Raw genomic sequence first — 23,183 nt, 5'->3', positions numbered from 1 at the left:
GGATACCGCCATGGATGGAACCGTTCTGATTGCCGATGACGACCGCACCATCCGCACGGTCCTGACGCAGGCGCTGACGCGGGCGGGTTGCCGCGTCCATGCCACCGGAAGCCTTGCCCAGCTCCTGCGCTGGGTCGAGGAAGGCCGCGCCGATCTGGTCATTACCGATGTCATGATGCCCGACGGCAACGGCATCGACACCATCCCCGCGATCCGCAAACTGCGGCCCGATTTGCCGGTCATCGTGATCTCGGCGCAAAACACCATCGTGACGGCGATCCGCGCCACCGAGGCCGAGGCCTTCGACTATCTGCCCAAACCCTTCGACCTGCCCGACCTCATGGCGCGCTCGGGCGAGGCTCTGGCGCGCCGCCCGCGCAAGCTCCGCCCGGCCGACGAAGGCGCGGCCCATGCGGGAGCGGCGATGCCCGCGCCCTCCGACGCGGCGGCGGGAGTCAGCGATCCCGAGCTGCCGCTGATCGGTCATGCCCCCGCGATGCAGAACCTGTTTCGCATGGTGGCGCGGGTGCTCAATGCCGATCTGCCGGTGATCGTCGCGGGCGAGGCGGGCGTCGGCAAGACGATGGTTGCGCGCTCTTTCCACGATTTCTCGGACCGCAAGGATGCGGGTTTCGCGATCCTGACCTCTGCCGATACCAGCGAGGCCGCGATCCAGCGCGCCCGCGAACGCGCCTGGGGCGGCACGCTGCTGATCGAGGATCCGGCCGCTTTGGACAGCGCCGCACAGGCGCGGCTGATCGGTTTCATCGAAAGCTGGGAGACGGGCTCGGACCGTGTTCATGCGCCGCGTCTTGTTTCGACCACCTCGGCAGAGCCGCAGGCCGATGTCGCCTCGGGCAGGCTGCGGGCCGATCTTTACTATCGGCTTGCGGGGGTCACGATCACCGTGCCGCCGCTGCGGGCCCGCGTCGACGACATCCCGCCGCTCGCGCGCCATTTGCTGGCCCGCGCCAGCGCCCATGGCCTGCCGCTGCGCCATCTCTCGGATGCGGCGATGGCCGCCGTGCGCGCCTATGCTTTCCCGGGCAATGTCCGCGAGCTGGAAAACCTCATGCGCCGGTTGGCGTTGACGGCTGCGGGCAACGAGATCTCGCTGGCCGAGGTCGAGACCGCTCTGGCCCAATCGGCGCCCGCCGTGGTTCCCGCCCCGCATCAGCCGCGCCCCTTGGCGGGTGCCGCGCCCTATCCGGTGCCGGTCGAGCCAACGGTCTTCGCGCCCGCCGGGACGCGCGCCGGCGATCCGGCGGCTTCGCCCTTGGCGCAATCGGTGGAAATGCACCTCCAGCGCTATTTCGACCTACACGGCGACCATCTGCCGCCGCCCGGCCTTTACGACCGCATCATCACCGAGGTCGAGCGTCCGTTGCTCCAGATCGCGCTCGATGCGACCGGCGGAAACCAGCTGAGATGTGCCGATTTGCTCGGTATAAACCGCAATACTCTGCGCAAGAAGCTCACCGAGCTTAATATCGAGGTGACAAGACGCCGCAAGCTGATGTAAAACCGCCACAGATGGTCGCGCAATAGTCGCGCTGAGGCCACAATGGAACCGCGCAAAGCGGTGGCGGAGACGGAACAGTTGTCGGGAACGTTGTCGAAACGAACCTGGGCCCGGCTGGAGCGCCTGCGGCGCCAACGCCGGCTTCAGAATATTTCTGCGCTGGGACTGGTCGTGCTTGGACCGGTCCTTGCGGTGCTGACCTTTTTCGTCATGGGCGAGATCGGGCAGGACAGCGGCGATATCGCGCTGCGCCTGATCCTGCTTTGCGACCTTATCTATCTGATTTTGCTGACAGGTCTGGTGACGTCCCGCATGGTCCAGATCGTGGCCGCGCGGCGCAAATCGGCGGCGGGTTCGCGGCTCCACATGCGGCTTGTCGGCGTCTTCGCGGCGGTCGCGCTGTTTCCGACGGTGCTGGTCGCGGTTTTCGCGGGGCTGACCTTCACCATCGGTCTCGAGGGCTGGTTCTCGAACCGCGTGCAATCGGTGGTCTCGAGCTCGCTTGCCGCGGCCGAGGCCTATCAGGAAGAGCACCGCCGCGACCTGACCAATGACGCCCAGCTTCTCGCCGGCGCGCTGCGGCAGGCTGCGCGCGAAAATCCCATGCTCGACGACGGCGAGATGCGGATGCTCTTGGGGCAGGGGCAGGCGCTGATCCAGCGCGGTCTGCGCGAGGCCTATGTCATCGACGGTCGCGGCACGATCCGCGCGCGGGGTGAGCGCAGCTACCAGTTCTGGTACGAAATGCCCACGCAGGAGCAATTCGACCTCGCCACGGCCGAGGGGATGGAGCTGATCGAGGATTGGCCCAACAACGAATTCCGCGCCCTCGTGCCGCTGTCGCCTTTGGCCGACCGCTTCCTTTATGTGACCCGCGATGTCGACGGCAAATTGCTGGGGCTGCTGGACGACACCCGCCAGACGGTCGGCGATTACCAGCGCCTCGAACAGGAGCGCGGGCGGGTGCTGTTCGATTTCTCGCTGCTCTATCTCGGCTTTGCGCTTTTGCTGGTCGCAGCCGCGATCTGGCTGGGCCTGTGGTTCGCCGAGCGCCTCTCGCGCCCGATCGGACGGCTGGCCGCCGCGTCGGTCGAGGTCGGCGAGGGCAATCTCGATCTCCAGATCCCCGAGGCCGATACCGGCGACGAGATCCAGACTTTGGGCCAGTCCTTCAACCGCATGACCCGCCAGCTCAAAACCCAAAGGGTCGAGCTGATGAAAAGCTATGGCGCCGCCGAAGAACAGCGCCGCCTGTTTGATTCCGTGCTGTCTTCGGTGACGGCGGGTGTGATCGGGCTGGATGCGGCGGGAGAGATCGACTTCATCAACCGTTCGGCCGTGCGTGTCCTCAGCCTTGATCCGGCGCGCGACCACGACCGGCTTCTGGCCGATGCCGTGCCCGAATTCGCGCCCCTTTTCGAGCGGCTGGCACAGGGCCAGACCGTCTCCGAGGTGGTGCAGGACGAGATCCGCCTCTCGCGTAGCGGCCAGATCGAGAGCCTTCTGGTGCGCATCGCCATCCGGCGCGGCGCGGCGGGCGGGCTTGAAGGCTATGTCGTGACCTTCGACGATGTGACCGATCTGGTTTCCGCGCAGCGCATGGCGGCATGGGGCGATGTCGCGCGGCGCGTGGCCCACGAGATCAAGAACCCGTTGACCCCGATCCAGCTTTCGGCCGAGCGCATCAAGCGCAAATTCGGCAAGCTCGCCTCGGGCGAGGATCTCGAGGCGCTGGACCAATATACCGGCGTCATCATCCGCCAGACCAACGACCTGCGCCGCATCGTCGACGAGTTCTCGCGTTTCGCGCGCATGCCCGAGCCCGACCGGCAGGAAACCGATCTCGCCAAGCTTTTGCGCGATGCGACGGTGATGCAGCAGGATGCTTTGCACGGCGCTTTGGTCACGGATATTCCCGATCAGCCGGTCAAGGTCGATTGCGACCCCGGCATGATGATGCAGGTGTTTACCAACCTGCTCAAAAACGCGGGCGAGGCGGTGGACGAATTCGCGCCCGAAGCACCCGATGGATGGCAACCCGCCATCCGCGTCGATATGGCGGTTACCCCCGATCATGTCTCGGTGCGCATCATCGACAACGGCCCGGGTCTGCCCGAGGACCGTTCGCGGCTCTTCGAGCCCTATGTCACCCTCAAACAGGGCGGGACCGGTCTCGGTCTGCCGATCGTCAAGAAAATCGTCGAGGAACATGGCGGCAGCCTTGTTCTGACCGATGCGCCCGAAGGGCATGGGGCCATGGCCGAGGTCCGGCTTTTGCGAGAACGACAAGCTGTCCGGACGGCCAACCGGCGGCATAACAAAACCGAGCAGGAAGCAGTAAAATGAGCGATATTCTGATTGTCGACGACGAAAAGGACATCCGCGAACTGGTTTCGGATATCCTGAGGGATGAAGGATTCGCCACGCGGATGGCGGCGAATTCCGATCAGGCGATTGCCGAGATCAATACGGCGGAGCCCGCGCTTATGATCCTCGATATCTGGCTGAAAGACAGCAAGATGGACGGGATCGACATCCTCAAACAGGTCAAACGCAACAATCCCGACGTGCCGGTCGTCATCATTTCGGGCCACGGCAATATCGAGATCGCCGTCGCCGCGATCCGGCAGGGCGCCTACGATTTCATCGAAAAGCCCTTCAATATCGACCAACTCATGGTGGTGATCTCGCGCGCGATGGAGACCAACCGCCTGCGCCGCGAGAATGCGACGCTCAAGCGCGGCGAGACCAAGGCCGCCGAAATGCTGGGTAATGCGACCTCGTTCAAACGGATGCGCGACCAGCTCGACAAGGTTGCGAAATCGAACGGCCGCGTGATGCTGACCGGCGAGCCGGGGGCGGGCAAAGAGCTGGCCGCGCGCTATATCCACGCCAATTCGCCGCGTGCGCAGGAGCCTTTCATCGTCGTATCCTCGGCCACGATCGAGCCCGAGCGCATGGAGGATGTGCTGTTCGGGCGCGAGACCTCCGAGCGCGGGATCGAGACCGGCCTGCTCGAACAGGCGCATGGCGGCGTGGTCTATTTTGACGAGGTCGCCGATATGCCGCCCGGCACGCAGCCCAAATTGCTGCGCGTGCTGACCGAGCAGCAATTCACCCGCGCCGGCGGCACCGACAAGGTGCGGGTCGATCTGCGGGTGATTTCCTCGACCAATCGCGATCTGACCGCGGAAATCGCCGCCGGCCGTTTCCGTCAGGAGCTTTACGACCGCCTGAATGTCGTGCCGATCGCGGTGCCTTCGCTGTCGGAGCGGCGCGAGGATATCGCCATGCTGGCCGAGCATTTCGTCGCGGGCTTCCACAGCTCGCAGGGCCTGCCCTTGCGCGAATTGCCCGAGGAAACCATCGCCGCGCTTCAGGCGATGCGCTGGCCGGGCAATATCCGCCAGCTGCGCAACGTGATCGAGCGCGTGCTGATCCTCGGCGACGGCACCGGCCCGATCCAGCCGGTCGAGCTGGAGACGCAGAACGGTTCGTCCGAGGGCGGGGACGCCCTGGCGCTCGGTCCCCAGATCACCAGCCTTGCGCTGCGCGAGGCGCGCGAGCTGTTCGAGCGCGAATATCTTCTGGCCCAGATCAACCGTTTCGGCGGCAACATCAGCCGCACAGCGCAATTCGTCGGCATGGAGCGCTCGGCGCTGCACCGCAAGCTGAAATCGCTGGGTGTGGTCGGCGGTGTCCGCATCGAGGAAGAGGTCATGGGCAAATAGGCCTTTCGCTAGCGCGCTCTCGGTGAGAGAATTGTGGCAGAAACCACAATTGCTTGCCGGGAGCAGCTCATGGATCTCAGTGCCTATACGCCCTATATGCTCAGTCTGCTGCGGATCATGGTGGGGGCGCTTTTGCTGTGCCACGGCACGATGAAATTCCTCGGCTTTCCCGAATCCGAGCATCGTCCGACGCTGTTTTCGATCTATTGGGTCGCCGGCGTGATCGAGCTGGTCGCGGGCGGTCTGATCACCATCGGGCTTTTCACCCAGCCGGCAACCTTCATCGCCTCGGGGTTATGCGCCTTTGCCTATTTCGTCGGCCACGCCCGCAAGGACTTCTATCCGGTGCTCAACGGCGGCGAGGCTTCGGTTCTTTTCTGCTTCATCTTCCTCTATTTCACCTTTGCGGGTCCGGGGCCGATCAGCCTCGATGCCCTGATCGGCCTTTTCGGAAGCTCGACGCCGCAATAAGAGGGGCGGCAAGGGGCCCGATTGACGGGCGGAATGCGCAACGACCGGAACGGACATGAAAATCATCATCTGCGGCGCCGGTCAGGTCGGCTGGCACATCGCGCGCCATCTGTCGAACGAACGCAACGACGTCACCGTCATCGACACCAATGCCGAGCTGATCCGGCGCGCCACCGATGCGCTGGACGTGCAGGGCGTCACGGGCTTTGCCAGCCATCCCGATGTGTTGGACCGCGCGGGGGCGCGCGATGCCGATCTGGTCATCGCCGCGACCCATTCGGACGAGGTGAACATGGTGACCTGTCAGGTCGCCCATACGGTCTTTCAGGTCTCGCGCAAGATCGCGCGGCTGCGCTCTTCGGCCTATCTCGACGCGATCTATTCGGACCTCTACCGCACCGACCACCTGCCGATCGACGTGGTGATCAGCCCCGAACGCGAGGTGGCGCGTGCCGTGCTGCAACGCCTCTCAGCGCCCTCGACCTTCGATGCCGAGACCTTCCTCGAGGGCAAGCTCCAGCTTCTGGGCATCGCTTTGGACGAGGATTGCGCGGCGCTGAACACGCCTCTGCGCCAGCTCGACGAGATGTTTCCGACCCTGACCGCGATCGTCGCGGGGGTGCGGCGCAACGGCAAGCTTTTCGCGCCGGATCCCGGCGACCAGTTGTTTGCGGGCGACCAGATCTATGTCTTCACCAATGCCCATGACGTCGGCCGCACGCTGGAGATCTTCGGCAAGCCGACCGAGCGGCAGGAGCGCATCGTCATCATCGGCGCGGGCAATGTCGGCCTTTCGGTCGCGCAAGAGCTCGAGCGCCGCCCCGAGCGCATCCGTACCCGACTGATCGAGCGGGATCGCGAACGCGCCGAAGAGGCCGCCGACGCGCTCGACCGGACCATTGTGCTGCATGGCGACGGGCTTTCGTCCGAGCTGCTCGAGGAAGCGGGCATTCCGCGCGCCGATGCGGTGGTTGCGGTGACGCAGGACGACAAGACCAATATCCTCGCCTGCGTGCGCGCCAAACAGGCGGGGGCGAAACTCGCGATCGCGCTGGTCAATGATCCGACCATGATGCCCCTGATGAGCGCGCTCGATATCGATGCTTTCATCAACCCGCGCGCCACGACGGTCTCGACCATTCTGCGTCATGTCCGCCACGGGCGCGTGCGCGACATCTATTCGATCGGCGATGCCGAAGCCGAGGCGATCGAGGCTCAGGTCCTGTCCACCTCGCCCATCGCGGGCCGTTCGGTGCGCGATATCGAATTCCCCGAGGGCGCGCTTTTGGGGGCGGTGCAAAAGGGCGGCAAAGTTCTGAAACCCCACGGCAACCTGCGCCTCGAGGAAGGCGATATCATCGTCATTTTCGCAATGGCCAAAGATGTGCCCGAGGTCGAGCGCCTGCTTCAGGTCTCGATCGATTTCTTCTAGGGCTGCGGGGGTGGCACTTCTCAACCGCCTTCCGCTGATGGTGCTTCTGGCCGGTCTGGGCACGCTCGCCATGCTGGTGCCTGCGGGCTATGCCTCGGCTTTGGGGCAGGACGAGCTGGCGACGATTTTCGCGATGTCGGCGCTTTTGCTGCTGGTTCTCGTGGTGGTGACGGGCTTTGCCAGTGCCGCCGCTCCCTCGGGGGATTCGACGCGGGCGATGCTTTTGACCGTGGTGGGTACGGTGACGCTTTTGCCCGCGCTTTTCGCCGTTCCACTGATGTTCGCGCTGCCCGATACCGGCTTTTTCAACGCCTGGTGGGAGATGGTGTCCTGCCTCACCACCACCGGCGCCTCGCTTTACTCGGCCGAGCTGCTGCCGGCGCCTTTGCATCTGTGGCGCGGACTGGTCGGCTGGATGGGCGGGCTGTTCATGCTGGTCGCGGCGACCGCGATCCTCGCTCCCTTGCGCATCGGCGGCTTCGAGATCCTGTCCTCGCCCTATGGCCGCGAGGAGCGTATCGAGCGGTTGCCCGGTTCGGACCGTGCGCGCGGTGCCGATCGCGAGCGCGAGCGTCAGGCGCATCTGTCCTCGCCCGCCTTCCAGACCGAGCTGGCCGATCCCGTCAGCCGCATCATCCGCGTCGGCAAGACCGTGCTGCCGATCTATGCGGGGCTGACGCTGGCGCTTTGGGTGCTGCTGCTCATGCTGGGCGATACCGGTCTGGTCGCGATCACCCGCGCGATGGGGACGCTTTCGACCAGCGGGATCTCTCCGCTGTCGACCAATGCGGGGGCGAACAATGTCGTCGCCAGCGGCGTCGCGGGCGAGATCGTGATTTTCCTGTTTCTGCTGCCTGCCTTGTCGCGCCGCTTCTGGCCCGGCGGCGGGGAGCTGCGCGCCAGCGACACTTGGCGCGAAGACCCCGAATTGCGCCTTGCCGCATTGGTGGTGGGCGTCGTCGCTCTGGCGCTGTTCGCCCGCCATTTCATCGGCGCGATCGAGATCACGCTGGCCCACGGCGGCGAGGGTGGCGCGCGTCAGGGCGGCGCTTTGGCCGCGGCTTGGGGCGGGCTTTTCAACGGTCTGAGCTATCTGACCACGACCGGCTGGAACTCTGTCGAATGGCAGGGGGCGCGCAGCTGGTCGGGGCTGACCTCGCCCGGGCTCATCCTCGCGGGGCTGGCCCTGATGGGCGGGGGCGTCGCGACCACCGCGGGCGGGGTCAAACTGCTGCGGGTCTATGCGCTTTTGCGCCATTCCGAGCGCGAGATGGAAAAGCTCGTCCATCCCAACTCGATCGGCGGCGGCGGAAGAATGGGGCGCAGGCTGCGGGCCGAGGGCGCGTTTCTCGCCTTCGTCTTCTTCATGCTCTTTGCCATTACGCTGGCGGTCGTCGTGGCGCTGGTCTCGCTCCAGCGCATCGAATTCGAAAGCGCGACGATCCTGTCGGTCGCGGCAATGACCAATACCGGACCTTTGGCCGGTGCCATTCCCCTGACGCCGACCTTCGAGGGCTCGGCGGGGATTGCCGGCGCGCCTTGGGCGGGCTGGGCGGGTCTGCCCGATTTCACCAAGGCGGTTCTTGCGGGGGCGATGATCGTCGGCCGGATCGAGACCCTCGCGATCCTTGCGCTTTTCAATCCGGAATTATGGCGGCGTTGACCGGCGTGGCGGCAAATGCATCATGCAAGAAAGGCTGCCTTGCAAGGACGCTAAGGCTGCCTTAGACATTAAAAAAACAAAATGAAAAATGCCGGGAGGTTGCCTGAATGGCCGGTGATAAACAAAATCTGCAAGACGCTTTTCTGAACCATGTGCGCAAAGCCAAGGTTCCCGTCACGATCTTCCTGATCAACGGCGTCAAGCTGCAGGGTGTGATCACCTGGTTTGACAACTTCTGTGTGTTGCTCCGCCGCGACGGCCAGTCGCAGCTGGTCTATAAACATGCGATTTCGACAATCATGCCGGGGCAACCGATCAGCCTTTATGAAGGCGAGGAATGATTGGCCGAAGCCACTGAGACGCAGGCCCGCCCGACGCGGGCCTATGTAATCCACCCCGATCTGGGAAATTCGCGCACCCGTCGCGAGCCCGAACTCGCCCTCGAAGAGGCCGTGGCGCTGGCGCATGCCTTGCCCGCGATCACGGTCGAGGGCGCCGAGGTGGTCCGTCTGCGCAGCCCCGATGCGGGCATGCTGTTTTCCAAGGGCAAACGCGCCGAAATCGCCGAGCAGCTTGCAGCCGTTGCCGATGGCGAGGGGGCAGAGCTTGTCCTGATCGACGGACCGGTGACGCCGGTCCAGCAGCGCAATCTCGAAAAGGAATGGGGCGTCAAGATCCTTGACCGGACCGGCCTCATTCTCGAGATTTTTGCCGATCGCGCCCATACTCGCGAAGGTGTGCTTCAAGTCGAGCTAGCGGCGCTGGCCTATCAGCGCACGCGTCTGGTGCGGGCATGGACCCACCTTGAACGCCAGCGCGGCGGTTTCGGCTTTGTCGGCGGCCCCGGCGAGACCCAGATCGAAGCCGACCGGCGCGCCATCGACGACCAGATGATCCGCCTGCGCCGCCAGCTGGAAAAGGTCGTTCGCACCCGCGAACTGCACCGCCGCTCGCGCGCCAAGGTGCCCTATCCGATTGTCGCGCTGGTGGGCTATACCAACGCCGGAAAGTCGACGCTTTTCAACGTTTTGACCGGCGCGGATGTTGTCGCCAAGGACCAGCTTTTCGCGACGCTGGATCCGACAATGCGCCAGATGCGTCTGCCTTCGGGCCGCAGGGTGATCCTGTCGGATACGGTGGGTTTCATCTCTGACCTGCCGCACGAGCTGGTTGCAGCCTTCCGCGCGACGCTGGAAGAGGTGCTCGAGGCCGATCTGATCCTGCATGTCCGCGACATCAGCCATCCCGAGACCGAGGAGCAGGCCGGCGATGTCGGCGATATCCTTGATAGTCTGGGCGTTGCCGAAGATGTCGCGCTGATCGAGGTCTGGAACAAGATCGACCAGCTGAGCGAGCAGACCCGCGAGGCTTTGCGCCGCACCGATGCCCGCACCGAGGGCGTGCAGGCCATCAGCGCGCTGAGCGGCGAGGGGCTTCCCGATCTGCTCGATGCGGTCGATGCCGCGCTGACCTTGGCGCTGGATGATCCGCTTGAAGACGATGCGGTTCTGCTGAGCCACGAGGACGGCCGCCGTCGCGCCTGGCTGCACCAGCAGGGCGTCGTGGTCGGCGAGCGCCAGACCGAGGAAGGTGTCAGCGTCAAAGTCCGCTGGACCGCCCGTCAGGCGGCGAGCTTCCGCGCTTTGTGACAAGCTTCGGGCTGGCCGCTCAGGCCAGCTCGTGCCGCCACGGCGGATTGGCCCCCGCCCGTGACACGGTGACGGCCGCCGCGCGGATGCCGAGCGACAAAGCGGCCTCGAGCGTTTCCCGTTCCAGATGATCAAGGCGGGCGAAGGCATCGGCGCGATCGAGCGCGGCCAGAACGCCCGCATTGAACGTATCGCCCGCCCCGATCGTATCGGTGATCGCGACGCGCGCGGCCGGAAGGGTGATGTGGTGGCGCGCGCTCGTCGCCTCGGCCCCGTCGGCGCCCAGAGTGCGGAAAATCACGCTCGGCCCCGCATCGGGTCCGCGGGCAAGAAGGTCGCGGGACACTTCGGCAAAATCGGCATCGGGCCAGAGCCATGCGATGTCGTCGCCCGAGAGTTTGACCAGCGCCGACTTGGCGATGAGCCGCTCGAGGCGTGCGCGGTAGCGGGGTATTTCGGTGATGAAGAAAGGCCGGATGTTGGGGTCGATCATCACCGGAATGCCGCGGTCGCGGGCGTGGTCGACCAGTGTTTCGACGGTTGCGCCGCAGGGGTCGGGAACAAGGCTGATGCCGCCGATGAAGAGGGCGCGGGTCTCGGACGGCAGCTCGGGGAGATCGCTTTGCGCGAACATCCGGCCGGCGGAGCCCTCGTCATAGAAGGAATAACGCGCCTCGCCGCGATCGAGGGTGACGAAGGCCAGAGTGGTCGGTCGGGCGCTTTGCGGGCAGAGGTCGGTCGCGACGCCGGCCTCGAGCAGGGGCTGGCGGAGCGTGGCGCCGAACTGGTCGGACGAGAGCGGCCAGAGATAGCCCGCCGCAACGCCGAGCCGGCCGAGGGCGATGGCGGTATTATAGACCGCACCACCCGCGAGGGGGCGGAAGGTGCCGTCTTGGGGCACCATGTCGATCAGGGATTCGCCCGAGCAGAGGATCATGGCAGGACTCGGGTTTCGGGCCGGGCGAGGATCGTCTGGGGTGTCTGGGCGGACAGATCGGGCGTCTGGCTATAGGCCTGCGTAGCCGCCATGAAGACCGCGACCGCGATCAGCGCGAGCAGGACAGCGAAGGCGATTTTCCACACCGAATAGGGGCGCTCGCCCTGCACGCGGCCCGATTGCCCGTTCACCACGAAGCGGTAGGATTTGCCGCTATAGCGATAGGCGGCGGTCCAGACCGGCAGCAGGATATGCTTGAAGGTCTCGGCGCTGTAATCTGTCTCGAGCGAGGTCACTCTTTGGACGTTGCCGCCGATGTCGCGTCGCGCATCCATGGTGATCACACCCGTCATTTCCTCGCGCGCGATCTGGTGGCCGTCGGCAAGCGCGATCGTATAGCCCTCGGCCATGAAGCCTGAGAGATATTCGGGGCGGTAATCGTTGAGATGCGAGAGGTCCCAAGGCGCCAGCGCATCGGTGAACCGGCGCGGCAGCGAGCTGGCGGCCAGCACCAGCACATCGTTGAAATGGCGCGCGATCCGGCCTGAAGCCGGGCTCCAGCGGATCTTCTGGACCTGACGCTGGACGCGCTGGCGGCGGCCGTTGACCTCCATCTCGACCCATTCGGTCTCGTAGTAATAATCGCCGCGCTGGCCGGTATAGCGCGAGCGGGTATCGGCATCGAAGGTCCAGAAGGGCGAATAGATCCCCGACATTTTCCGCCCGCGTTTGGCATAGGCCGTCAGCCCCGAGGGCGCGAACCACAGCCCCTTCATCCAATCGTCGAGCGCGGCTTTGGCCTGGCCTTCGGTGATGACGAAGGGCAGCACGCCTTGGGGTTTGATCATCCGCGCGCTGGTCGTATCGGTCACGATCGGCGTGGCGCAGAAGGGACAGGTCGAGGCGGTCTTCTCCGAGGTGATCTCGAGTTTGGCACCGCAATTGGGGCAGGAGAGCAGGCGGTGGGTTTCGGCGAGATCGCTGTTCTGGTCGAGCTTGAGGCCCCTCTCGAGCGGGATCTCGGCCAGTTCGGGGGCTTTATGGCCCGCGTCCCATTGAATGGCGCGGCCGGTTTCGGGATCGGCGAGAATCGCCCGTTCGCCCCACGGGCCTTCGCTTTTCTGGCGTGCGGGCGCGCGGGCGGCTCCGGGGCCGATATCCTGCTCGTGGCCGCAATAGGGACAGATCAGCTTTTGCTGGCCGGGCGAGAATTGCAGGCTCGCGCCGCAATTGTCGCAAGGGTAGCGGTATTGGGTCGGGGGCGTAGGCATGGATCGCTCGGTGCTGCTTGAGGCGCGCTTGCGCGGGGCCGGAGGCGGCGGAACGGCGGCCCTTGCGGGGCCACCGTGACGCAGGCTTGTGTCAGCCTTTGGGAAGCGGCGGAGGGGCCGAAGCGAAGATCGCGCCCAGCTCGGATTGGCTGCCGGCGGCGCTCCAGCCGTCTTGTCCCGCGCTCCAGACGAGGGTGTCGCGGGTCAGTTTGCCTTCGGCCGCGAGGCGCGACAGATCGACCGCCCCGAACGGTCCCGAGGCCGCACCGTCAAGCGCGACATGCCATTCCTTGGCTGCCTGCGAGGGGATCGGAGGCGGGGTTTGGGCCGCGGCACCGCTTTGGCCGCCGCCGACCGGACCCCAAGGGCCCTGACCCATCGCCGCGCCCATACCCATGGCCGCGCCCATTCCGGCACCAAGCCCCGCGCCCATGCCGCCACCGGGCTGGCTGCTGGCATTGAGCATGGATTCGGCGGCGGCATATTGGCCGAAGCGGTTCAGGTCGCCGACGATTCCCATCGAGGTGCGCTTGTCGAGCATCTTTTCCACCTCGTCGGGCAGGCTGATGTTCTCGATGTAGAATTCCGGGATGGTCAGGCCGTATTCGGCAATGGTCGGCGCAATGGCTTTGGCGACCAGCCCGCCAAGATCCTGCATGTTCGCTGCCATATCCAGCACCGGAATGCCCGATCCCGCGATCATGCGCGAGAATTCCTGCACGATGACGTTGCGCAGCTGGAAACTGATCTCGTCGCTGGTGAACTCGCCGTCGGTGCCGACGATTTCGCGCATGAATTTCGCGGGATCCGAGACGCGCATCGAATAGGTGCCGAAGGCGCGCAGGCGCACGGGGCCGAATTCGGGATCACGGAGGGTGATCGGGTTGCGGGTGCCCCATTTGAGATCGTTGAAGCGCGTCGTATTGACGAAATAGATCTCGGATTTGAAGGGCGAGCGGAAGCCGTGATCCCAATGCTGGAGTCGCGTCAGGATCGGCATGTTGTTGGTTTCGAGCATATAGAGGCCCGGACCGAAGACATCGGCGAGCTGGCCCTCGTGGATGAAGACGGCCGCCTGACCTTCGCGCACGGTCAGCTTTGCGCCGTATTTGATGGCATGGCCGACGGTCGGGAAGCGGTAGACCATCGTGTCGCGGGTATCATCGGTCCATTCGATGACATCGATGAACTCGCCGGAGAGGAAGTCGAAAATTGCCATGGGGTTCCTCGTGGGGGCAGGGGCGGGGCGGTTTACCCTAACAAGTCTTGGCGGGCGGACAGGGTTCCGTCACATCCGCGTCGGGTCGCGGGCGGCTCAGACGCCGCCCGGGGTCGAGGCATTGGCCGCCAGTGCGGGCTGGCCGGCGACCAGTTCGGCCGCGATCTGTTCGAGAATCGGGCGGGCCTCGGTCTCGGTCATGCCGGGGCGCAGGCGGGGATCATAAAGCATCCTGAGCAGCAATTCGTCATGCTTGGTCAGAAGCGCGAATTCCTCGTCGTCGTTGAAGATCGAAGGGCGCGCCGTCGGGCTGTCATTGGCCAGACCCAGACCTTGGGCGAGCTCTTCATGGAAGCAGCTCAACCGCATTTTGGCCGGCAGCTCCGAGCGGATCAGCGCCACGGCCTGCACATAGGTCGCGCCGTTCCCCCGCGAATAGGCGAAAACCGTGCAGTAATTCTGCGGCGCGAGATCGGTCAGCGCCGAGATGTCGCTGGGAGGAATGCCGGGGACCATCGCCGCGAGGCGGGGGCCGATGGCGCGGCGTTCGTCTTCTGAGAGGATGAGGACGTGGAAGTTGCCCGTCCCCGAGGCCAGCGAGACCGGATGGCCGGTGGCGGCCTGCAGCTGCGCGGCAAAGGCCGCGACCGAGCGCTGGTCGTTGCTGCGCTGGACCGGCGCGACCGAAGTGCCGTACTCGATCTGCATGCGGACGGGATTTTCCCAGCGGCGCAGCGGTGCGGGCGTGCTGCCCTGCACGAGCTTGCCGCCCTGACGCGAATATTCGTCGCGCAGCGCGGTCTGGATGAAATCCTCGACCAGCTGTTCGGCGCGGATCGGGCCGACCGAGCTGCCGTCATCGGTACGCAGCTTGCCGCGTGCGAGCAGAGCCGCTTCGATATTGGTCAGATAGCCGCGCATATTGGTGCTGGCGGGGGTCGCGACCGCGATCTGGGCGGCGGCGTTGGCTGCCTTGGTCTTTTCGGCCCGCTCGCGCCGCAACTGCGCCTGATCGAGCGAGGCGCGATCGGGGCGTTTGGCGGGCGCTACTGCCGAAATCGGCGGCGCCTCGGGAGGCGTGTTCAATTCGGCACAACCGGCCAGAAACAAGGTTGCAGCCAGCGTGGCCGCGACTGAATAACGGACCCGGCCGGCAAAAGCCGGCAGGGTTGCGGTCAAGAGGGGCGTTTGTGTCACGGTCGCGGGGCACTTCCGGTTTGAGGAATTTGCTTGGCCTGCGATGCGGCCAGCGTATTGCGCAGTTCGACTTCCATCGCCTGCAGATCCTGTTCGGCGGCCGCACGGCGCGCCTTGCCTTCGTCGGCGATGCGCAGGCTGTCCTCGATCGTGGCGATCAGCTCGGCATTGGCGGTCTTGACCGCTTCGATGTCGAAAACGCCGCGCTCCATCTCGGTGCGGATCTGCTGGTTTGCCTGACGCAGGTTCTTGGCATTGGCGGTCAGCAGCTCGTTGGTCAGGTCGTTGGCCTGTTTCACCGCTTTCGCCGCCTCGGAGGAGCGCTGGATGGTGACGGCCTGCGCCAGCTGGGTTTCCCACAGCGGCACGGTATTGACCAAGGTCGAGTTGATCTTGGTGACCAGCGACTTGTCGTTTTCCTGCACCAGACGGATCGACGGCAGCGACTGCATCGTGACCTGACGGGTCAGCTTGAGGTCGTGGACGCGGCGCTCGAGATCGTCGCGCGCGGAGCGCAGATCGCGCAGCTCCTGCGCGCCCATGACCTGTTCGGCCTCGGGGAGGGCGGCGACGGCGGCTTCCTTCGCGGGGATTTCGGTCGCGTCGAGCTGGCGCAGCTTTTCTTCGCCCGCAGCGATGTAAAGCGCGAGCTCGTCATAGAAGTCGAGCGTGCGCTCGTAGAGCACGTCAAGCGATTTGATGTCTTTGAGCAGCACATGCTGGTGCTGGTCGAGATCCATGCTGATCTTGTCGATCTGGGATTGGACCTCTTCGTAATTCGCGACGAATTTCGCGAAGGGCGCGGCGCGGCCCAGCAGTTTCTCCCACCAGCTGCGCTCGCGGCGCACGTCGAGCTCGGAAACCGAGAAGCCGCGGATGGTGGTGACGATATTGCGCAGGGATTCACCGGCGGGGCCGACATCCTTGTTCTTCACATCGGCCAGCATTGCCTGGCTGATTTCCTGAAGCTCGTTCTGGGCGCGGGCGCCGAAATGGACGATCGAGGCGGTGTCGCGCAGGTCGATCTCGTTGATGCGCTTGCGGATTTCCTCGGCGACCGGCTGATCGGCTTGCTCCAGCGGGACGACCTGGGACGCGGGTTCGGGCAGGATCACGGCGGTCACGGTCTGGATCTCGTCAAGTGCGGCCTGCGCATTGCGCTGGGTTTCAGTGGTCATTCCGGTGGTCCTTTCAGGGCGATCGGCGGTCAGAGAATAGGCTGATTTCAAGTCAGTTCAACGACATCGGAAAAGCTAAAGTTCCTGTGTTGCCGTCTTGCCAGAGGCTGTCCGTTGCGTGACAGGCGGGTGACGTGTAGAAAACGCGGGTCGAAACGTGGAAGGAACCGTAATGCGCAGAGTAGTCGTCACCGGTCTGGGGATGGTCACGCCGCTGGCGTCAGGTGTCGAAGAGACGTGGGAGAGGCTGCTTGCAGGGCAATCCGCAGCAGGTCCGATCACGCGATTTGACGCGAAGGACGTGATTACCAAATATGCCTGCGAGATTCCTTTCGGTGACGGGACGGACGGGACATTCAACCCCGACGACTGGATGGAACCGAAAGATCGCCGCAAGGTTGATGATTTCATTCTTTACGGAATGGCTGCTGCAACGCAAGCAGTGAAAGATTCCGGCTGGGAGCCCCAGACGGTCGAAGAGCAGGAGCGCACCGGCGTCATGATCGGCGCGGGGATCGGCGGTCTGCGCTCGATCGCGGATACGGCCGTTCTGATCAAGGAACGCGGCCCCAAACGCGTCTCGCCCTTCTTCATTCCGGGCGCGCTGATCAACCTCGTATCGGGTCAGGTTTCGATCCGCTTCGGCTTCAAGGGTCCGAACCATGCGGTCGTGACCGCCTGCTCGACCGGCGCGCATGCGATCGGTGATGCGGCGCGTCTGATCATGTGGGGCGATGCCGATGTCATGGTCGCTGGCGGCACGGAATCGCCGATCTGCGAAATCGGGATCGCGGGCTTCAACGCCTGCAAGGCGCTGTCGACCGACCGCGAGGCGGAGCCGCAGAAGGCAAGCCGTCCGTGGGACGAAAACCGTGACGGCTTTGTCATGGGCGAAGGCGCGGGTGTCGTCGTTCTGGAAGAATACGAGCATGCCAAAGCGCGCGGCGCCAAGATCTATGCCGAAATCCTCGGCTATGGTCTGACGGGCGATGCCTATCACATTACCGCGCCTTCCGAAGACGGCGACGGCGGTTTCCGCTCGATGAAAGCCGCGCTGAAACGTGCGGGTCTGGAGCCGGGCCAGCTTGATTACATCAACGCGCACGGCACCTCGACCATGGCCGATACGATCGAGCTTGGCGCGGTCGAGCGGCTGCTGGGCGATGACGCGAAAAACGTCGTGATGTCGTCGACGAAATCGTCGATCGGCCACCTTCTGGGTGCGGCCGGTGCGGTCGAAGCGATCTTCTGCATCCTCGCGATCCGCGACCAGATCTGCCCGCCGACGATCAACCTCGACAATCCGGCACGCGAAACGCCGGTTGATCTGGCCGCGAATGCGGCGGTGCGTCGCAAGGTCGATTATGTTCTCTCGAACAGCTTCGGCTTTGGCGGCACCAATGCCAGCCTGGTCATGGGCAAGGTTGCCGACTGATGTGGCGGAACCTGGCGTCCAACCTGCTGTCGCTTCTGGTTTTGGTCTTGGTCGTGGCGGCCGGTGCGATTGCTTGGGCCAAACACCAATATTCCGCGACCGGCCCGAGCACGGTTGCCTCCTGTGTGCAGGTGGCGCCAGGGGCAAGTCTCAATGCGATCAGCCAGCAACTGGCTGATCAGGGCGTCGTTTCGAGCGCCTATATCTTCCGCGCCGGGGCCGATTATTCGGGCAAGGCGCGGGGGCTGAAATTCGGCTCCTATCTGATGCCCGCGGGCGCCACGATGGAGCAGGTCGTCGCCACGATCACGGCGGGCGGTCCCAGCACCTGCGGCACCGAAGTGACCGTGCGCATCGGCGTGCGCGAGAACTCGGTCATTCTGCGCGATATGGATCCGGCAACCGGCGAATATGCCGAGCTGATGAAATACGATCCCGCAAGCACGCCCGCGCCCGAGGCCATCACCAGCGCCGCCGGCAAGCCCGATGCCCGTCTGCGCATCGCGATTGCGGAAGGCGTCACCAGCTGGCAGATCACCGAGGGGCTGAAAGCCGCGACCTTCATGAGCGGCGAGATCGCGCGGGTTCCGGCGGAAGGTTCGCTTGCCCCCGATACCTACGAGGTCAAGAAGGATGCCGACCGGCAGGCCTTGCTGACCGAAATGGGCACGCGCCAGGCCGCCATCCTGCAAGCCGCATGGGACAGCCGCGCCGAGGGGCTGCCCTATGCCAGCCCCGAAGAGGCGCTGATCATGGCCTCGATCGTCGAGAAAGAAACCGGTGTCGCGGACGAGCGTCCGGTGGTGGCCTCGGTCTTCGTGAACCGGCTTGAACGCGGCATGCGCCTCGAGACCGACCCGACGGTGATCTACGGCGTGACGCGCGGCGAAAGCGTGCTCGATCGCGGGCTGCGCCGCTCGGAGCTGCGCACGCGCACGCGCTACAACACCTATATGATCGAGGGCCTGCCGCCGACCCCGATCGCCAACCCCGGCCGTGCAGCCATCGAGGCGGCGCTTCATCCGGGCGAGAGCGATTACATCTTCTTCGTGGCGGACGGTTCGGGCGGGCATGCTTTCGCGCGCACGCTGGAGGAGCACAACGCCAATGTCGCGCGCTGGCGCGAGATCGAGGCGCAGCGCGGCCAGCCGGTCGATTCTCCGGTTCAGGGCGCGCAGTAAGGCTCTTTCGATCATCGGATGCGAGAGGCCCGTTCCGCAAGGAGCGGGCCTTTTCGTTGCGCGAAAGGGTGATTCCCGCAGGTGCGCGCAACAGAAAGGCGCTACGCGCGCATCGGGTGTTGCGCGTTTTATCGTATTGAAAATATTTACAAATAATCGGATGCGCCACGGGGTTTTGGCGAAAGCTTTGACTTGGCGAACGGTCGAAAGTAGATTTTCTACATGCTGGGAGAAATGGGCAAGCGGCCGGGTCACTGACCCCGGGCCGCTTTTTTCATGGCTCGCTCGTGCGGACAGGCACCGGGGCAGGGCATTTGCATGACGATCATTTTCGATCCGGAGGCAGGACCTTCGGAGGGCCCGTTTGAGGCCGAGACCGCGCTGGATGTTGTGACCATCGCGGATGATTTGTTCCACGCCTGCGCGGCGGATCTGACGCGGCTGCGCCGCAAGATCCAGGCGGGCGAGACCGACGAGATCAAGGAAAGCGCCAAGCTGGTTCGCGATTTGCGGGCGGCAACGCAGCTTGTTTTGGAAGAAAGGAACCGCGTTGACAAACTTCGCAAGGACGCTGCCGGAAGTGTCGGCGCAGGCGCGCTCGACCTTGACGCGGCACGAGACGAAATCGGGCGCCGCCTGGCTTGCCTGCGCCGCGCAGGATGAGGTCGCGTATCGCCTTCAACGCCGAGACGGTCGATGTCACGAGCCTTGAAAGTGAAGGCCGCTGGCGCGAGCTTCTGGGCGGCGCAGGGGTGCGCTCGGCCGCGATTTCGGGCTCGGGTGTCTTTCGTGATGCCACCACCGACGAGCGCGCGCGGCAGGTCTTTTTCGACGGCGAAGTGCCGCGCTTTCAGGTGGTCGTTCCCGATTTCGGCACGATCGAGGGGCCGTTTCAGGTCACCAGCCTTGAATATGCCGGCAATTACAACGGCGAGGCGAGCTACGAGCTGTCGCTGGCAAGCGCCGGCGCGCTGAGCTTTGTCGCGCTGTGACGGGGGCGCAGACGGTGGCGGGCGGGGGCGCGGTGGCGGGCAATTCGCCCGTCAATCCGCTGGCGGGCGAGGTCGGCATCTGGCTGGGCGGGCGGCGCTACCGCGCCAAACTGACGCTCGGAACGCTCGCCGAGCTCGAGGAGGATCTGGGCGAGCGCAGCATGATCGCGCTGGTCGAGCGCTTCGAGAGCGGGCGTTTCGGCAGCCGCGACGTGATGGCGGTTCTGGCGGCGGGGCTGCGCGGCGGCGGCTGGCAGGGCTGCGCCTCGGACCTGCCTCATGCCGATCTGCGCGGCGGCCCGATTGAGGCGGCGCAGCTTGCGGCCCAGCTTCTGGCGCGGGCCTTCCAGGTGCCTGCACCATGAGTCGCGACGCCCAAGGGGCTGCGGCGGGTCCGGCCGAAAGTCTCGACTGGTCGGGCCTCATGCGGGTTGGCATGGGGCCGCGCGGGCAGGGCGGGCTGGGGCTGAATCCTGGCGATTTCTGGACGTTGAGCCCGGCCGAGCTTGCGCTGATGCTGGGCGTTTCGGCCGGAACGGGTGCCATGACCCGCGACCGGCTTGCGGCGCTTTCGGCGCGGTTTCCCGACCGGCAGGTCGCCGGAGCGGGGCCGGCTGGCGCACCCGTGCCGCGACCTCCGGATCGGAGGGAGGACGTTTCTGACTGATCTTATTTGAGCGAAAGGAGGCCCAGAGTGGCAAGCAAGGACGGGATTGACCGGCTCGACGACTCCGGTGAGGCGATCGGGGCGGGGCTCGAACAAAGCAGCAAAATGACCGCAGCCTTCGAGGCCGAGCTCGCGCGGCTGCGCCAGTCTATGCTCTATACCGGCCGCGAGGTCGGCACGTTGAGCGCGGGCATCAGCGGCGGGTTGCGCCGCGCCTTCGAAGGGTTGGCCTTTGACGGGATGAAGCTGGGCGATGCGCTGAAATCCGTCGGGCAGTCGATCGCGCAAAGCGCGTTTTCGGTGGCGATGAAGCCGATCGAACAGGCCTTTGCCGGCGCAATTGCGCAGGGTGTGAACGGAATGGTTTCGGGAATGATGCCTTTCGCGAATGGCGGGGCTTTCGTGCAGGGGCGTGTCACGCCTTTCGCGCGCGGCGGCGTCGTGACGCATGCCACGGCCTTTCCGATGCGCGGCGGCACTGGGCTCATGGGCGAGGCCGGACCCGAGGCGATCATGCCGCTTTCGCGCGGGGCGGATGGCCGTCTGGGCGTCTCGATGGACGGCGGCGGCGCGCGCACGACCAATGTCACGATCAATATTTCGACCCCCGATGTCGCGGGGTTCCAACGCAGCCAAGGCCAGATCGCCGCCCAGATGGGCCGCCTTTTGGCGCGCGGCGACAGAAACGGGTGAGACCATGGCATTCCACGAGATCAGATTTCCCGCGAGCCTGTCCTTCGGCTCGGTCGGCGGCCCCGAGCGGCGCACCGAAATCGTCGCCATGGTCAACGGCCACGAGGAGCGGCGCACGCCTTGGGCCCATTCACGCAGGCGTTATGATGCGGGGCTCGGGCTGCGCTCGCTGGACGATGTTGCGACCCTCATCGCCTTTTTCGAGGCACGCGCGGGTCAGCTTCACGGCTTTCGCTGGAAGGATTGGGCGGATTTCAAAAGCGGCCAGCCCAACGGTGTGCCGCATTTCCAAGACCAGCATCTGGGCTATGGCGACGGTCGGCGCGTCAGCTTCCAGCTGAGCAAAACCTATGCCTCGGGGCCGGGACGCTATGCGCGTCCGATCTCCAAGCCGGTCGAGGGCACGGTTCTGGTCGGAATCGGTGCAGACCAGATGCGCGAGGCGGTGGATTTCACCGTCGATCACGACAAGGGGGTAATCACCTTTGCCGCGCCTCCGGGAGAGGGGGCGGCGGTGACGGCAGGGTTCGAATTCGACGTTCCGGTGCGCTTCGACGCCGATCACATCGCGGTTTCGGTCGCCTCGTTTCGCGCGGGCGATCTGCCGCAGGTTCCGATCATCGAGGTGCGGCTATGAGCACGGTTCAAACAGCAGGCCTAACGACGGTGCAAACCGTGGCGCAAACCGTGGCGCGTGCCTGGGCCGTGACCCGCAAGGACGGCTTCGTGCTGGGCTTTACCGACCACGACCGGAGCCTTGACTTCGAGGGGCTGCGTTTTCGTCCCGACAGCGGGCTGAGCGCCTCGGCCGTGGTGCAGGGGGCGGGGCTTTCGGTCGACAATACCGAAGCCGCGGGGATCCTTTCGGATGATGCGATCACCGAGATCGACCTGATGGCGGGGCGTTGGGATGGTGCCGAGGTCCGTCTGTGGGAGCTCGACTGGGCCAACCCCGCCGACCGTCACCTCGTCTTTCGCGGCCATCTGGGCGAAATTTCGCGTAATGGTGCCGCCTTTCGCGCCGAATTGCGCGGCTTGTCCGAGCCGCTTAACCGCGTTCAGGGACGGGTCTTCCATCCGCGCTGCGCCGCCGATCTGGGAGACGGCGCCTGCCGCATGGACCTTGGCCGTCCCGGCTACCGCGCCGAGGGGCGGGTCATCTCGGGCGGCGAGGGCCAGCGCTTCCGGCTTTCGGGCTTTTCCGGCCATGATGCGGGCTGGTTCGAGCGCGGCCGGTTCGAGGTTCTCAGCGGCGCGGCCAAGGGGTTGAGCGGGATGGTCAAGAACGATCTGCCGACTGCCGGCGGGCAACGCGACATCTAGCTTTGGGCGGCCTTGGGGATTGCGCCTGTCGCGGGCGATCAGGTCCGGCTGAGCGCGGGTTGCGACAAACGCGCCGAGACATGCCGCCTGAAATTCGCCAATTTCCTGAACTTCCGCGGCTTTCCGCATTTGCCCACCGAAGACTGGCTGCTCGCGCCCCATCTTGCGGCGGGAGCGCGGACATGAGGGCCGATGTCGTCGCCGCCGCGCGTGGCTGGCTCGGCACGCCCTATGTGCATCAGGCCTCGAGCCTTGGTGCGGGCAGCAATTGCCTCGGGCTGATCCGCGGCGTCTGGCGCGCGCTCTACGGGGCCGAGCCGCTGGTGGTCCCCGCCTATACGCCGGACTGGGGCGAGGTCGGGGGCGAGGAGCTTTTGCTCGCGGGTGCACAGCGCTTTCTTGAACAGAGCGTGCATGAACAGGCGGGTGACGTTTTGGTCTTTGCCATGCGCAGCGGGGCGGTGGCCAAACATTTGGCCATTCAGGCCGAAACCGGTCCCGAGGCCAGCTTTGTCCACGCCTACGAGCGCCATGGCGTGGTCGAGAGCCCGCTGACGGGGCCGTGGCGGGCGAAAATCGCGGGGCGCTTTGCCTTTCCGCGTCTCTAGCGATCAACGAAAAG

Annotated in this window: 22 protein-coding genes and 1 pseudogene; 18 read left to right on the top strand and 5 right to left on the bottom strand. The window is 65.2% G+C overall.

What is annotated here, in order from left to right; genetic code table 11:
- Window positions 1–10 precede the first annotated feature (10 nt).
- From ACFFUC_RS15945 to hflX, 8 genes are all read left to right on the top strand, one after another.
- Window positions 11–1,522: a response regulator gene (locus tag ACFFUC_RS15945; protein ID WP_377687835.1), complete on the top strand. Its 1,512-nt coding sequence runs from the start codon at window positions 11–13 to the stop codon at window positions 1,520–1,522.
- A gap of 42 nt (window positions 1,523–1,564) precedes the next feature.
- Entirely contained in the window at window positions 1,565–3,868 is a 2,304-nt protein-coding gene (locus ACFFUC_RS15940; protein ID WP_377687834.1) for a sensor histidine kinase NtrY-like, read from the top strand.
- Entirely contained in the window at window positions 3,865–5,253 is a 1,389-nt protein-coding gene (gene ntrX, locus ACFFUC_RS15935; protein WP_377687833.1) for a nitrogen assimilation response regulator NtrX, read from the top strand. Before ACFFUC_RS15940 ends, ntrX begins: the two co-directional genes overlap by 4 nt.
- A gap of 69 nt (window positions 5,254–5,322) precedes the next feature.
- The gene (locus tag ACFFUC_RS15930; protein ID WP_377687832.1) at window positions 5,323–5,724 is read left to right on the top strand and encodes a DoxX family protein; all 402 of its coding nucleotides are present in this window, start codon (window positions 5,323–5,325) and stop codon (window positions 5,722–5,724) included.
- Window positions 5,725–5,779: 55 nt separating this feature from the next.
- Window positions 5,780–7,156 (top strand): Trk system potassium transporter TrkA, encoded by a 1,377-nt coding sequence (trkA, locus tag ACFFUC_RS15925; protein WP_377687831.1) that lies wholly within the window; start codon window positions 5,780–5,782, stop codon window positions 7,154–7,156.
- A gap of 10 nt (window positions 7,157–7,166) precedes the next feature.
- A complete protein-coding gene (locus tag ACFFUC_RS15920; protein ID WP_377687829.1) occupies window positions 7,167–8,819 on the top strand; it encodes a potassium transporter TrkG in 1,653 nt (550 codons plus the stop codon).
- 107 nt (window positions 8,820–8,926) lie between these two features.
- The gene (hfq, locus tag ACFFUC_RS15915; RefSeq protein WP_377687827.1) at window positions 8,927–9,160 is read left to right on the top strand and encodes an RNA chaperone Hfq; all 234 of its coding nucleotides are present in this window, start codon (window positions 8,927–8,929) and stop codon (window positions 9,158–9,160) included.
- Window positions 9,161–10,468: a GTPase HflX gene (hflX, locus tag ACFFUC_RS15910; protein ID WP_377687825.1), complete on the top strand. Its 1,308-nt coding sequence runs from the start codon at window positions 9,161–9,163 to the stop codon at window positions 10,466–10,468.
- 19 nt (window positions 10,469–10,487) lie between these two features.
- Here the strand turns inward: hflX and ACFFUC_RS15905 are convergent, their stop codons facing one another.
- The 5 genes from ACFFUC_RS15905 to ACFFUC_RS15885 form a co-directional block, all read right to left on the bottom strand.
- The gene (locus ACFFUC_RS15905; protein ID WP_377687824.1) at window positions 10,488–11,405 is read right to left on the bottom strand and encodes a carbohydrate kinase family protein; all 918 of its coding nucleotides are present in this window, start codon (window positions 11,403–11,405) and stop codon (window positions 10,488–10,490) included.
- Window positions 11,402–12,676, bottom strand: coding sequence for a TFIIB-type zinc ribbon-containing protein (locus ACFFUC_RS15900; protein ID WP_377687823.1), 1,275 nt, complete (start codon window positions 12,674–12,676; stop codon window positions 11,402–11,404). The genes ACFFUC_RS15905 and ACFFUC_RS15900 overlap by 4 nt, the downstream gene beginning before the upstream one ends.
- Before the next feature lie 91 nt (window positions 12,677–12,767).
- The gene (locus ACFFUC_RS15895) at window positions 12,768–13,895 is read right to left on the bottom strand and encodes an SPFH domain-containing protein (protein WP_377687822.1); all 1,128 of its coding nucleotides are present in this window, start codon (window positions 13,893–13,895) and stop codon (window positions 12,768–12,770) included.
- Between the two features lie 96 nt (window positions 13,896–13,991).
- Window positions 13,992–15,092, bottom strand: coding sequence for a DUF2927 domain-containing protein (locus ACFFUC_RS15890; RefSeq protein ID WP_377687821.1), 1,101 nt, complete (start codon window positions 15,090–15,092; stop codon window positions 13,992–13,994).
- Complete coding sequence (locus ACFFUC_RS15885; RefSeq protein ID WP_377687820.1) at window positions 15,089–16,270, bottom strand: toxic anion resistance protein; 1,182 nt, start codon at window positions 16,268–16,270, stop codon at window positions 15,089–15,091. Before ACFFUC_RS15885 ends, ACFFUC_RS15890 begins: the two co-directional genes overlap by 4 nt.
- Before the next feature lie 172 nt (window positions 16,271–16,442).
- Here ACFFUC_RS15885 and fabF point away from each other — a divergent pair, with 172 nt between their 5' ends.
- From fabF to ACFFUC_RS15835, 10 genes and pseudogenes are all read left to right on the top strand, one after another.
- Window positions 16,443–17,705, top strand: a complete 1,263-nt coding sequence (fabF, locus tag ACFFUC_RS15880; protein WP_377687819.1) for a beta-ketoacyl-ACP synthase II — start codon at window positions 16,443–16,445, stop codon at window positions 17,703–17,705.
- Entirely contained in the window at window positions 17,705–18,886 is a 1,182-nt protein-coding gene (mltG, locus tag ACFFUC_RS15875) for an endolytic transglycosylase MltG (protein ID WP_377687818.1), read from the top strand. Before fabF ends, mltG begins: the two co-directional genes overlap by 1 nt.
- 318 nt (window positions 18,887–19,204) lie before the next feature.
- On the top strand, window positions 19,205–19,549 hold the full coding sequence (locus ACFFUC_RS15870; protein WP_377687817.1) for a permease: 345 nt from the start codon (window positions 19,205–19,207) through the stop codon (window positions 19,547–19,549).
- Window positions 19,546–19,878: a phage major tail protein, TP901-1 family gene (locus ACFFUC_RS15865; protein WP_377687816.1), complete on the top strand. Its 333-nt coding sequence runs from the start codon at window positions 19,546–19,548 to the stop codon at window positions 19,876–19,878. The genes ACFFUC_RS15870 and ACFFUC_RS15865 overlap by 4 nt, the downstream gene beginning before the upstream one ends.
- The gene (locus ACFFUC_RS15860) at window positions 19,875–20,243 is read left to right on the top strand and encodes a gene transfer agent family protein (protein WP_377687815.1); all 369 of its coding nucleotides are present in this window, start codon (window positions 19,875–19,877) and stop codon (window positions 20,241–20,243) included. The genes ACFFUC_RS15865 and ACFFUC_RS15860 overlap by 4 nt, the downstream gene beginning before the upstream one ends.
- Window positions 20,240–20,545, top strand: a complete 306-nt coding sequence (locus ACFFUC_RS15855) for a phage tail assembly chaperone (protein WP_377687814.1) — start codon at window positions 20,240–20,242, stop codon at window positions 20,543–20,545. The genes ACFFUC_RS15860 and ACFFUC_RS15855 overlap by 4 nt, the downstream gene beginning before the upstream one ends.
- Before the next feature lie 27 nt (window positions 20,546–20,572).
- Complete coding sequence (locus ACFFUC_RS15850; protein WP_377687813.1) at window positions 20,573–21,238, top strand: RcGTA-type gene transfer agent tail tape measure protein; 666 nt, start codon at window positions 20,573–20,575, stop codon at window positions 21,236–21,238.
- 4 nt (window positions 21,239–21,242) lie between these two features.
- Window positions 21,243–21,875: a phage distal tail protein, Rcc01695 family gene (locus ACFFUC_RS15845; protein ID WP_377687812.1), complete on the top strand. Its 633-nt coding sequence runs from the start codon at window positions 21,243–21,245 to the stop codon at window positions 21,873–21,875.
- Window positions 21,872–22,747 (top strand): annotated as a pseudogene (locus tag ACFFUC_RS15840) (phage/gene transfer agent baseplate hub protein). Before ACFFUC_RS15845 ends, ACFFUC_RS15840 begins: the two are co-directional and overlap by 4 nt.
- Window positions 22,744–23,169, top strand: a complete 426-nt coding sequence (locus tag ACFFUC_RS15835; RefSeq protein WP_377687810.1) for a C40 family peptidase — start codon at window positions 22,744–22,746, stop codon at window positions 23,167–23,169. Before ACFFUC_RS15840 ends, ACFFUC_RS15835 begins: the two are co-directional and overlap by 4 nt.
- Window positions 23,170–23,183: the final 14 nt, after the last annotated feature.

Source organism: Paracoccus cavernae, from assembly GCF_042430175.1.
In the GTDB taxonomy this organism is placed as follows: domain Bacteria; phylum Pseudomonadota; class Alphaproteobacteria; order Rhodobacterales; family Rhodobacteraceae; genus Paracoccus; species Paracoccus cavernae.
This window is presented reverse-complemented; position numbering and strand designations above follow the sequence as displayed.